Below are 12093 nucleotides of genomic sequence, written 5' to 3' on the forward strand. Positions count from 1 at the left end.
TTGACCGCTTTTTTCAGCATAATTTAACGTTGTTTCTTCGCTCTGTCGCGTTGAAATAGTTATTCAATCTGGGTCAGCTTCGACCCGTCAATGTTAAATTGACATACTCTTATAGATACCGATAGCGTAAAAACTTGTCAATAAAAAGTTAACATTCCTCTGGAGAAGCAGCCCCCTATGAAACCTTTGTTACTGAGTACCTTTTTGAGTCTTGGACTTGGTGCTACCTTTGTCGCGAACGGTAGCGAAATTGACAACAAAATCAGAAAAAATGCTGACTTTCAGGCAGGTAATTACCAGTTGATGTTAGTGGGCGGAGGTTTATCAACCTGCTCAAGCCTGGCTTCTGGCAACTGTCTCGACGCCGATTTTGATGACACGACCCGACAACAGAGTCATTACCTGATCGATGAAAAAAACATCGATGCCATACTCACAAGTCAGGCCTTTTCATCCCTTACCGGTGACAAACGAGAAAAAGTCAAAAACCTGTTTATGGGTATTTATGCAGAATACCAGAATGAGCATCTGACAAGGGATGAGTTAAAACGCGCCTTTTCCAATGCCGATGCTGGCGGTTTCGATGGTAGCGCCTTTTACAACTCAATGTCCGATGAGCTGTACTACACCGTATTGGACCATCTTGAAGCCCCAGATCACCTTCCCTCTGGCGAACGCCGCCAGGAGCAGGTCGATCTGAGTCAAAACAAGAACCGCTACGCCAAGTACATTTACGAACAGTTTGTGGCTATGGCGGCAGCCAGAGTTGATGACAGCAGCCAGTCCAAACCTAAAATCGCTGTGATTACCGCCTCCTCCAGAGACCCTTTTGAGTCCGCGGACTTTTACCAGTCAGCCTTTGAACAGGCGGGCGCCGAGGTCATCTGGCTGCCTCTGGATCAAAGCTATCAGCAAGCCAGAGAATGGCAGGACAAGGGGTTTGATGGCTGCGGCCGGCTCACCGAGATCCGTGCCGACAATGGCAGTTTTAACCGGGAAGCGATCTATCCTGATCGCACCGCACTGCAACTGGAAATGTGCAGCAAACCGGAATTGATGTGGAAACAACTCGAACAAATTCAGGGAGTTTTCTTTAATGGCGGTGACCAGAGCCTGACCCGCAAAGCCTTACGTCGCAGTGACGGCAGTGACAGCCCGGAACTGAAGCTGATAAAGCAGCGCTTTGCCGAGGGTCAATTGGTGGTAGGCGGCACCAGTGCCGGCACGGCCATTCAGCCCGGCGGACAGTTTAACCAACGTCCTCTGCCGATGATCTCTAATGGTGACTCGGACACCGCCTTCGAGCGCGGCGCCTTTGCGGTTTATCCACCCAGCCAGCGCTGCCAGCCAGAAACGCCTTGTGACAGCGGTCTGTTGGCGTCGGATCTTACCTATGAAGCCGACGGTGGCTCAGGCCTGTTCAATCTGGGCACTCTGGATACGCATTTTTCCGAGCGTGACCGTGAAGCACGCCTGGCTCTGCTAGCCGCCTTCACCGGCACCCGCTTCGCCTTTGGTGTGGACGAGGCCACCGCGCTTGTGGTGGGTAATCAAACCGCCCAACAAACACCGATGGCCGTGATTGGTCAGGGTGGTGTATGGATGGTGGACACTCAAAGCGGCATCTACAAACTGCAGAACAACAAGCGGCAATTGGTGGCCATGAGCCACTACCTGAACCACGGTGACACCTTGAGTTATGACCATCAGGAGCAGGCGCTCAGCTTTAGCTTAAAAGGCGAGCCCCTACAGCAAATCAAAGCCACTACCCCACCTGTTGAAGACGGGCAGTGGCGGCAGCAGCTTTTCGGGCACTGTGGCAGTAAAGAACCGATACGCTGGTCGCAAGATGGCATCGCCTTTGTTGCAGCGCCCAGCGAAGACACCCGTTATTTCCGCCTCGAAGATGATGAGCTGGCCCGTTGCAGCTACATCAACCTCTCCTTCGGCATGGAAAATTAACCAATCCATCCAATGGCTTCTGCAAAGGAGCCATTGCTCCCCCACTCTACTTTTCGGTAGAGTACATTCAGCCGCTGCCTTTGCCTTGTGTGTTTTTTGCGAGATTTTCTATGAGAGACAATCAGGCCCTGATTAACACCCACTGGCTATCCGAGCGCCTGGCCTATCCGGGCCTGGTACTATTGGATGCCAGCATGACCGAGCCGCTGCCCGGCAAACACCATGCTTTGGCAGAACGGGTGATCCCCACCAGCCAACGCTTTGATATGGAGCGTGTCGCCGTCGATACGGACAGCGCACTACCTCATACGGTACCTGACGAAGCCACCATGCAGGATTACTTAAGTTCGCTGGGCGTGACCAAAGACTCTCTGATCGTTATCTATGACAATCAGGGGTTATTCGCGGCCCCCCGGGCCTGGTGGCTGTTCAAACTGATGGGCTTTGATAAGGTCTATGTGTTAAATGGTGGCCTGGGTGCCTGGCTAAAAGCAGGACTCCCTACTCAGGCAGGCTATGATAGCACTCTGATTCCCTCACAGGTGACAGTCAACGTTCGGCCACAATGGCTTATCGACAAGCATACTCTTTCTGATGCTGTCGAGAACCAAACCGTTCAGGTTATTGATGCGCGAAGCGCCGATCGTTTCTATGGCCGTCAGCCCGAACCGAGAGAAGGGCTAAGAAGCGGCCATATTCCCGGTGCTATCAACCTGCCCTATACGGAATTATTGCAAGACGGTTACTTACTGAGCCCACACCAGCTCAAGCGCACCTTCTACCGCCTAAAGCTGAGCCATCAGCGTCCGTTGATCACCAGCTGCGGTTCTGGTGTGACCGCCTGTATTCTTGCTTTAGCGGCCTACGAGCTTGAGTTTACCGATATCCGTGTCTACGACGGTTCCTGGTCTGAATGGGGAGCGGATGAGCGCTTACCGATAGAGAGCTAGCAACAGCCCACTCGCGCTCTATAATCACTGCCCAGACTCGGGTATAATCGCCGCCCAAATTTTGAGCCGGTAGCCGAGCATGACTGTAAAAACCTTTACTCCCAACAATACCACCACTTCCGAAATCCCGGTAAAAACCCTGAAACAAGGTGAATCGGTGAACTTAGGTGGTGGTAACCGGATTGGTTTTATTTCCTTAGGCTGCCCCAAAAACCTTGTGGATTCGGAGCGGATTCTGACTCAACTGCGCACCGAAGGCTACGATGTAGTCAACACCTATCAGGATTCCGATCTGGTGATCGTCAATACCTGTGGCTTTATCGATGCCGCCGTACAGGAATCTCTGGATACCATCGGTGAAGCTCTGGCAGAAAATGGTAAGGTGATTGTCACCGGCTGTCTGGGGGTTAAAGAAGACGAAATCCGTGAGGTCCATCCCAACGTGCTGGCTATTACCGGTCCTCATGCCTACGAAACCGTGGTGGAGCAGGTCCATGAGGTATTACCCAAACCCGAGCATAACCCTTTTACCCAGCTGGTACCGGATCACGGAGTTAAACTGACCCCTCGTCATTTTGCCTATTTGAAGATTTCTGAAGGGTGCAATCACCGTTGTACCTTCTGCATTATCCCCTCCATGCGGGGCGATCTGGTCAGCCGCCCTATCGGTGAAGTGTTGGACGAGGCCAAACGCCTTAAAGAAGCAGGGGTCAATGAGCTGCTGGTTATTTCGCAGGATACCAGCGCCTACGGTGTGGATGTGAAAGGCCGTACCGGATTCTGGAATGGCATGCCGGTTAAAACCGATATGGTCGCCCTGTGTGAAAAACTCGGCGAGATGGGGATCTGGGTACGACTGCATTATGTTTACCCTTACCCATCGGTAGATAAGGTGATTCCACTGATGGCCGCAGGCAAGATCCTGCCTTATCTGGACATCCCGCTTCAGCACGCCAGCCAAAAGGTTCTTAAGCTAATGAAGCGCCCTGCCGCCACAGCCAAAACGCTGGAACGCATCAAGAAGTGGCGTGAAATCTGCCCTGAGCTGGTGATCCGGTCTACCTTTATCGTCGGCTTTCCCGGTGAAACGGAAGAAGACTTCCAGGAGTTGTTGGACTTTCTGGATGAAGCGCAATTGGATCGGGTGGGCTGCTTTAAATACTCGGATGTTGAGGGTGCCAAAGCCAACGAGCTGCCGGATGCGGTTTCCGAAGCGGTCAAGGAAGAACGCTATGCCCGCTTTATGCAAAAGCAGCAGCAGATCAGCGCCAAACGTCTGGAGCTACGTATTGGCACCGAAATGGACGTACTGATAGATGAGGTGGATGAGGAAGGCGCTATCGGCCGCACCTACGCCGACGCTCCTGAAATCGATGGCATGGTCTACCTCAATGGCGATACCGAATTACAACCAGGCGACAAGGTCCGGGTGCGCATCGAGCACTCTGATGAATACGATCTTTGGGGTGTACGACTGGACTAGTTCACCTGCTCACTGCATAAAAAGGCGAGCACAAAACGCTCGCCCATTAACTTAGGCGGTCGGCATCATCCTCGGCCAGACAAACACAGTTCTTCCCCTGCGCCTTGGCTTTATAGAGTGCCTGATCGGCACGCTCTAACCACGCATCGAAACTCTCACCTTTATGCAACTCACTGACCCCAAAGCTACACGTCAGGTCCGGCACGGCGCTAAATGTGAAATTATTAATTTCCTGTTTCAAACGAAAGGCGACAAAACGGGCGTTGCTGATATTGGTACCCGGGCACAGCAGGATAAATTCCTCCCCTCCCCAGCGGCCCACCACATCTACTTCACGGGCCTGTTCTTCTAAAAGCTCGCTGAGTTCCTTGAGCACCTTATCACCGGTATTGTGACCAAACTGATCATTCAGCTGTTTAAAATCATCAATATCCAGCAATACGATGCTGCAGTCGTTCACATCCCGGCTTTTCAGTTTGACCTGCTCACTAGCAGCCACAATAACCTGTGTGCGGTTATACAAGCCGGTCAGAGGGTCGTGCACCGACAGGTAGGACAGTTCCTTATTACGATCTTCCAGCTTTGCTCTGAGCGCTTGTAGCTCGGCATTGGTAGCCGATAGACGTTCATTATACTGACCTAACAAACGGTAGCGGTAGGCCAGGAAAAAAATCAACAACACCAGCGGCAGGCTAATCTGCCAAACCAGATCGTGATCGGTTTTGTTATACGGTTTTATATGATTCCAACGCTGGTAGATATCAATATGATGCTGTTCGGTAAGCTGTTGAATATTCTGGTTAATGCGCGACAATAAATAACTGTACTCTGGTACCACCCCGACTCTGAGAGCATCGTCGAAGCGAGTCCAACCGACAATTCTCAGATTGGTCAGACCTTGTTTCTGGATGCGATTATTCACCAGATACATGGAGCCGACATACACATCAAGCTCACCATGCTCGACTTGACGAAGCCCCTCGTCTTCACTGGCCACAGGCACAAAATCAATCTCCGGGTAGTGAGTCTGGATGTATTCACTGATGCGATATCCCTCCACCGCACCAACTCGATAGTTTTTCGCCGCCGAGAGACTGCCGATCACCGGCAGTTCAAACCGCGAAACCAACACATTCGCGGCCCGAAGATAGACATCACTGAACTCAAGGTACTGGCTGCGGGCGTCGGTCTTATTGAGCATCAATACAATATGACAGTGTCCCTGCTTGGCACGCTTTAGCGTGTCACTCCAACTGGAGGTCGACAACAAACGGGTTTCAGGCAAGCCTTTAAACAACAATTTCCGGTAATCGGCTGACATGCCCTGATGCTCACCATCAATAATGGCCTCATAAGGCATCCAATCCGGATCGATGCAGTAATTCAGTGTCTGGGGAAGTGTTTCCAGGGAAGACGTTTGAGCGGCCGGCGCATGAGCACCGGACATCATTAATAGACAGAGCATGACAGCGGTTATGGCTCTGCGAAATCTCCCCATTACGCTACCTCTGCTAACTAAAATCAGGACTTGTAACTATTTATCGGACCAAACCGCCAGCTCATTACCGCTGGGTTCAGTAAAATGAAAGCGACGACCACCGGGAAACTCGAAAATAGGCTGGGTGATTTGCCCTCCGCCTCGCTCCACCTCGTGCTGGGTTACTTCAAGTTGTGAACTATAAAGCACAACCAGAGCCGCTCCCTGCTCCGGCCGTGACGTCTTATCAGCATGGAAGAAGCCACCGTTTACCGTATCACCGCTAAAGGCAGTGTATTGATCACCATAATCAGTAAAATGCCAATCGAATACCTCCTGAAAAAAGGTCTTCGTCGCTGACAAGTCCTTGGCGGGCCATTCGATATAATTAATCTGTTTAGAAATACAATCAGCCATTGTTGAATTCCTGAATGTGGCGTCTCACAATTGAATAGCGGGCTTAAGGCGTGAACTCATCATCCGGATAAGATGTATCGACCGTCGCCAATATAGCTTAAATCATACGTCGCTATTGTCTCTGAGTGTAGTCTATTCTGGTGACAAGCGAAGGCTCACTGCCTCTGTAGCTGCTCTCGCAGGGATAAATTCACTTTATTTTGCACATTAATCCGATTCACCAAGCCAGCAATGATCTGGTCTTTAATCAGTTCTCGAATCCGCGCCGGCAGCATCCGGAAGCTTTCCTTATCGAGCTTTAGTGCTACCACGGTCTCAGTGGCAATCACGGTTGCACTGCGCGGTTCGTTGCAGATAAACCCCATCTCACCGATAAACTCACCGCCGGTCACGGTGCCAACAAATTGTTGGTGCTGGAAAACCTGAGCCTCACCCGAGAGCAATACATAGAAAAAAGGCTCATGGGAGCCCTCCACAATCAGACGCTTCTTCGGTCTGAAACTGACAAAGTGCTTAGGCATGCTAAGGATATAGTGACGCTCGTCACTGGTCAGCCCGCGAAACAGCGGCAGCCGTGCCAGTATTTCCATGATCCTCACCTGACTAAGCATAAGTTAGTCCTCTTCAACGCTGGCATCAGACGTCAGTTGCGAACTCAACTTCTTACTGGGCTGGATCCCCATCTGCTTGAAGCTCTCCACCTGCCTGACAAGATTTCCCCGGCCACTACTAAGCTTATTCATGGCTTGTTCGTAACGCTTATTCACCGTTTGTAGGCTGGTTCCTACTCCCTCCAAATCCTGGGTAAAGCCGACAAATTTGTCGTACAGCTTAGCCGCCTTAGCGGCGATGTCCTGAGCGTTCTGATTCTGGTATTCATACTGCCAGATATTATTAATAGTACGCAGCGCCACCAGCAAGTTTGTCGGACTGACCAGCATGATGTTGTTATCCAGTGCCAGTTTGATGAGATCCGGGGCCTCATCAATGGCAAGCAAGAACGCGGGCTCCACCGGCACAAACATCAAAATGTAATCCAGCGTCTTAACGCCTTTCAGATTCTGGTAATCCTTGCGGCCCAGTTGCTTAATATGAGTGCGCAGGGAATCCACATGCTCTTTAAGCGCACTGACCCGGTCAGTATCCTGGTCGCTGTTAAAATAGCGTTCATAGGCCGACAGAGACACCTTAGAGTCGATGATGACCTGTTTTTCATTGGGCAGGTGCACCAACACGTCGGGCTTGAAGGCCTTACCGTCATCGTCCCGATAGTGTCCCTGCGTTTCGTATTCATGCCCTTCGCGTAAACCGGATTCGCTGAGGATTTTTTCCAGTACCACCTCACCCCAGTTACCCTGCTGCTTATTGTCGCCTTTTAGCGCCCGGGTGAGATTGGCAGCGTCTTCGGTAATTTGACGATTGAGCTCCTTCAGGCTCAGGATTTCGGTTTTCAGAGACGCACGCTCCTGCCCCTCTTTTACGTACTGGTCGTTAACCTGTTTCTTGAAGCCGTCGATTTGTTCTTTAAGCGGGTTGAGCAAGGCACTCAATCGTTCTTTGGAGCTTTCACTGAACTTCTCTGTCTTCTGCTCAAAAATGCGGTTCGCCAGATTCTCGAACTGTTCCTTCAAGCGCGCCTCGCTGTCCTGTAACACCTTAAGCTTTTCTTCCTGACTCTGCTGAGCCTCTTCGAAGCGAGCGGCCTGCGATTCATACTGGGTTCGCAGTTCACCGAGCTGTTGACTGGTCTGTTGCCACTTCTGCTGCCATTCATGGGCGTCTTGCTTGAGCTCCGCTACACGCTTGGCGTCTTGTTTGGCCTCGCCCAACTGGGCGTGTAACTGCAGTTCAGTTTGTCGCTGCTGCTCGAGCTTCTCGGTTTGATTCTCGAGTTGCTGCTGTGTCTGTTCCAGCTGTAACTGCTGCTGCTGACATTGCTGCACCGCTTCATCGAGTTGCGACTGCAATTGGCGCTTGCCATACAACAAACCGCCAAGCCCGGTCAGGACCGAAGCTGCAGCCAGTACAATCCACTCCAGTTGGGTTAGATCCAAAGTCATCTTTTAAGGGTTCCTTAAATCGTGCTCAGCATTCAACGACAACGGGGCGCCCGTTGGACGCCCCGTCAGATTACAGCAATACGGACAGAGCCACCGGCTTAGTTTTCGAGGCTCTTTTCCAGATCTTCGATTTTTGCCTTCCAGATAGCCGGACCCGTTTCATGAGCATTGGCTCCTGTGCTGTCCACCGCAACAGTGACCGGCATATCTTCCACCTCGAACTCGTAGATGGCTTCCATCCCCAGATCTTCAAAGGCCACCACACGAGACTTCTTAATGGCTTTAGAGACCAGATAGGCCGCACCACCCACCGCCATCAGATAGACCGACTTGTGTTTAGCAATACTATCCACGGTCGCAGGGCCACGCTCGGCTTTACCAATCATGCCAATAAGACCGGTTTGCTCCAGCATCATATCGGTGAATTTATCCATACGCGTAGCGGTCGTAGGGCCGGCCGGGCCGACCACTTCGTCGCCCACGGCATCCACCGGTCCCACGTAATAAATAAAGCGGTTGGTAAGATCGACGCCTTCCGGCAAGCCTTCACCACTTTGCAGCATACTCTGTATGCGTTTATGGGCTGCATCCCGGCCAGTGAGCATCTTCCCGGACAGCAGTACGGTTTCGCCCACTTTCCAATCCTGAATGTCCTCTTTGGTAACCTCATCCAGGTTCACCCGACGGGTGTTTTCGCCCACTTCCCAGGTCACTTCCGGCCAGTCTTCCAACTTGGGCGGTTGTAAATCCGCCGCGCCCGAGCCATCCAAGGTGAAGTGCGCGTGGCGGGTAGCGGCGCAGTTGGGGATCATCACTACCGGCTTAGACGCCGCGTGCGTAGGCAGAGACTTTATTTTCACATCGACGACCGTAGTCAGACCGCCCAGACCCTGAGCGCCGATGCCTAGCTTGTTCACCTTTTCAAAGATGTCCAGGCGCAACTTTTCTTCTGTCGTCTGTGGGCCGCGTTCCATCAACTCCTGAATATCCACCGGATCCATCAGGCTTTCTTTGGCTAATACACCGGCTTTTTCAGCCGTACCGCCAATGCCAATCCCCAACATACCCGGTGGACACCACCCCGCCCCCATAGTCGGCAAGGTTTTCACCACCCATTCTGCGATGTCATCGCTGGGGTTGAGCATGGCCATCTTGGATTTGTTTTCCGAGCCGCCGCCTTTCGCCGCGATCATGACCTCAATCTTATCGCCCGGCACCATATCCAGGTGCACCACCGCCGGGGTATTGTCTTTCGTATTCTTACGCGCACCAGCCGGATCCTCAACGATAGACGCCCGCAGTGGGTTGTCGGCGTTGGTATAGGCGCGGCGTGTGCCTTCATCGACCATCTGCTGGACCGTCATATCGGTTTTATCCCACTGCACCTGCATGCCAATTTTGACAAAGCAGGTAACAATGCCCGTATCCTGACACAGAGGGCGATGGCCTTCGGCCGACATCCGGGAATTAATCAGAATCTGCGCCATGGCGTCTTTGGCGGCCTGGCTTTGCTCCTTGTTATAGGCTTCTTCGACTGCCTTAACATAATCCAGAGGGTGGTAATAGGAGATAAACTGCAATGCATCTTCGATGCTGTCGATAAAGTCCTGCTGACGAATAACGGTCATAATTACCCCGAAAATGTGAATCGTGCTGTACAATAACCGGGCGGTTAATGCGCCAGGCACTGTGGTCTTTTTAAAGTTGCAGTATGATACCCCGACATTGAGTGCGGATTAAAGTCATTCCCCAATAACCAGCGATGATCTCATGAGCCAACCCATCACCCTGACCGAATTGGACATTGCCCCGAGTAAGGACATGACCGAGCTCTTTGCTCATTATCAGGCAAGTGCCTGGGCCATGTTGCTGGATGCCTCCGGCGCCGAGCACAGCAATGCTGACTTCGATATTATGGTTGCCCAGCCCATTGCCACTCTCATAACCCGGGGTGACCATACCCACATTGAGCATCCTGACGGACACTGTACCAGTGAGGCAGACCCTTTAACCCTGCTTAAGGACTGGCAACAAAAATTGCTGGGCCAACAGGCGTCCTTCGGGGACTTACCCTTTATCGGCGGCGCAGTAGGTTTTTGGGGCTACGATCTGGGACGACGGTTTGAACAGTTACCCTGTCAGTCAAAAGACGACTATCAAACTCCGGATATGGCGGTGGGTTTGTATAGCTGGGCCGTGCTGAAAGACAAGCGGGCCGGATGCTGGTACCTGATTCGTCACGAGAGTTATGACGCCCCCGACCCGGGTCATTTGACCACGTTGGCTAACCAAACAGCCGAACAAAACACACCGTTCAGCCTTACTCAGCCTTGGCAGTCTAATATGACTGAGGCCGAGTACAAGAAAAAGCTTAACCGCATTCACGACTATCTGCTCAGCGGTGACTGCTATCAGGTCAACCTGGCTCAGCGCTTTACCAGCGCTTATCGAGGCGATGAATGGCAGGCCTACCTGAAGCTCCGACAAGCTAACCAAGCGCCGTTCTCGGCATTTATTCGTCTGGAGAACGCCAGCATTGCCAGTATTTCACCAGAGCGTTTTCTATCGGTTCACTCCAGTGGCAAGGTGCAAACCAAGCCCATTAAAGGCACCCGTCCGCGCTTTACCGATATGGCGCAGGATTTAGCCAGTGCCAATGAACTGAGCCAGGCACCAAAGGATCGCGCCGAGAACCTGATGATTGTGGATTTGCTACGTAACGATATCAGCAAACAGTGCCAGCCGGGCTCAGTGAGTGTGCCAGAATTGTTTGCCATCGAAAGTTTTCCGGCGGTGCATCACCTGGTTTCCACCATTGAGGGGCAGTTGGAAGACAATGCCTGCCCGCTGGATTTATTGCGAGGGGCCTTTCCCGGCGGCTCTATTACCGGCGCACCCAAGATTCGGGCTATGGAGATCATCGACGAGCTTGAACCTCACCGACGCAATATCTACTGTGGCAGCATTGGCTATTATTCTCTGTGCGGGCGTATGGACACCAGTATTTGCATCCGAACCCTGCTATGTGAGCAGGGCAAGATTCACTGCTGGGCCGGTGGTGGTATTGTACTGGACTCTCAGCCCGACGAAGAATACGCAGAAACTTATCATAAGGTGAATAAGATCCTACCGGTCCTAAGCGGGGAGGCTGGCGTTGAATAAGCAGACTTTTCTGCAGCGGTTTTATCATAAGCAGCCGGTTCATCGGGAGAGAGATTTTCCTCTGCCGAAGCCCGGTCGTCCCGCTGCCGTGCTTATTCCCATTGTTGAGCGTCCACGGCTGAGCATCATTTTGACGCGGCGGGCGGCACATCTAAAGCATCATGCCAGTCAGATCAGCTTTCCCGGCGGACGCTTCGAAGCGACCGATCGCAACCTGCAACACACCTCCTTAAGAGAAACCGAAGAAGAAATTGGCCTCAGTCCAAGCAAAGTGCGAGTGTTAGGCCAGCTACCGCCTTACCGGACCATCAGCGGTTATCAGGTAGTCCCCTTCGTAGGGCTGGTCAAACCACCCTTTGAGTTGGAAAAAGATCCCAATGAAGTCGAGAGCATCTTCGAAGTCCCGCTGGAGTACGTTATGGATCTCACTAATCATCATCCCCATTGGATTGAGCGAGGCAGTGACCGGCACACCGTCTACTTTATTCCTTGGAAGAACACCGCCATCTGGGGCGCCACCGCCGCTTTTATCCGCAACCTGGCTCACCACCTCGCCGACTAACCTGAAAAGAAAACTTTACA

General features: G+C 52.2%; 10 protein-coding genes. 5 read left to right on the forward strand and 5 right to left on the reverse strand.

Annotated elements, in window-relative coordinates:
- The first annotated feature begins 177 nt into the window (after window positions 1–177).
- From HMF8227_RS08840 to rimO, 3 genes are all read left to right on the forward strand, one after another.
- The gene (locus HMF8227_RS08840; RefSeq protein ID WP_109339840.1) at window positions 178–1962 is read left to right on the forward strand and encodes a cyanophycinase; all 1785 of its coding nucleotides are present in this window, start codon (window positions 178–180) and stop codon (window positions 1960–1962) included.
- Window positions 1963–2072: 110 nt separating this feature from the next.
- Window positions 2073–2912: a sulfurtransferase gene (locus HMF8227_RS08845; RefSeq protein ID WP_109339841.1), complete on the forward strand. Its 840-nt coding sequence runs from the start codon at window positions 2073–2075 to the stop codon at window positions 2910–2912.
- A 79-nt stretch (window positions 2913–2991) separates the two neighbouring features.
- Window positions 2992–4395 (forward strand): 30S ribosomal protein S12 methylthiotransferase RimO, encoded by a 1404-nt coding sequence (gene rimO / locus HMF8227_RS08850; RefSeq protein ID WP_109339842.1) that lies wholly within the window; start codon window positions 2992–2994, stop codon window positions 4393–4395.
- 46 nt (window positions 4396–4441) lie between these two features.
- On the opposite strand, the gene HMF8227_RS08855 is transcribed toward rimO, so the two are convergent.
- The 5 genes from HMF8227_RS08855 to HMF8227_RS08875 form a co-directional block, all read right to left on the reverse strand.
- Entirely contained in the window at window positions 4442–5860 is a 1419-nt protein-coding gene (locus HMF8227_RS08855) for a diguanylate cyclase (RefSeq protein WP_204101047.1), read from the reverse strand.
- A 69-nt stretch (window positions 5861–5929) separates the two neighbouring features.
- Complete coding sequence (locus tag HMF8227_RS08860) at window positions 5930–6289, reverse strand: VOC family protein (RefSeq protein ID WP_109339844.1); 360 nt, start codon at window positions 6287–6289, stop codon at window positions 5930–5932.
- Window positions 6290–6444: 155 nt separating this feature from the next.
- On the reverse strand, window positions 6445–6879 hold the full coding sequence (locus HMF8227_RS08865; protein ID WP_162558556.1) for a cyclic nucleotide-binding domain-containing protein: 435 nt from the start codon (window positions 6877–6879) through the stop codon (window positions 6445–6447).
- Window positions 6880–6903: 24 nt separating this feature from the next.
- A complete protein-coding gene (gene rmuC / locus HMF8227_RS08870) occupies window positions 6904–8349 on the reverse strand; it encodes a DNA recombination protein RmuC (protein WP_109339846.1) in 1446 nt (481 codons plus the stop codon).
- Between the two features lie 98 nt (window positions 8350–8447).
- Window positions 8448–9977, reverse strand: a complete 1530-nt coding sequence (locus HMF8227_RS08875) for a fumarate hydratase (protein ID WP_109339847.1) — start codon at window positions 9975–9977, stop codon at window positions 8448–8450.
- Between the two features lie 142 nt (window positions 9978–10119).
- On the opposite strand from HMF8227_RS08875, the gene pabB reads away from it, so the two are divergent.
- Both pabB and HMF8227_RS08885 read left to right on the forward strand, forming a co-directional pair.
- Complete coding sequence (gene pabB, locus HMF8227_RS08880) at window positions 10120–11511, forward strand: aminodeoxychorismate synthase component I (RefSeq protein WP_239421238.1); 1392 nt, start codon at window positions 10120–10122, stop codon at window positions 11509–11511.
- A complete protein-coding gene (locus HMF8227_RS08885) occupies window positions 11504–12073 on the forward strand; it encodes a CoA pyrophosphatase (RefSeq protein ID WP_109339848.1) in 570 nt (189 codons plus the stop codon). The genes pabB and HMF8227_RS08885 overlap by 8 nt, the downstream gene beginning before the upstream one ends.
- The last annotated feature ends 20 nt before the right edge of the window (window positions 12074–12093 follow it).

This window comes from Saliniradius amylolyticus (genome assembly GCF_003143555.1).
Lineage (GTDB): Bacteria > Pseudomonadota > Gammaproteobacteria > Enterobacterales > Alteromonadaceae > Saliniradius > Saliniradius amylolyticus.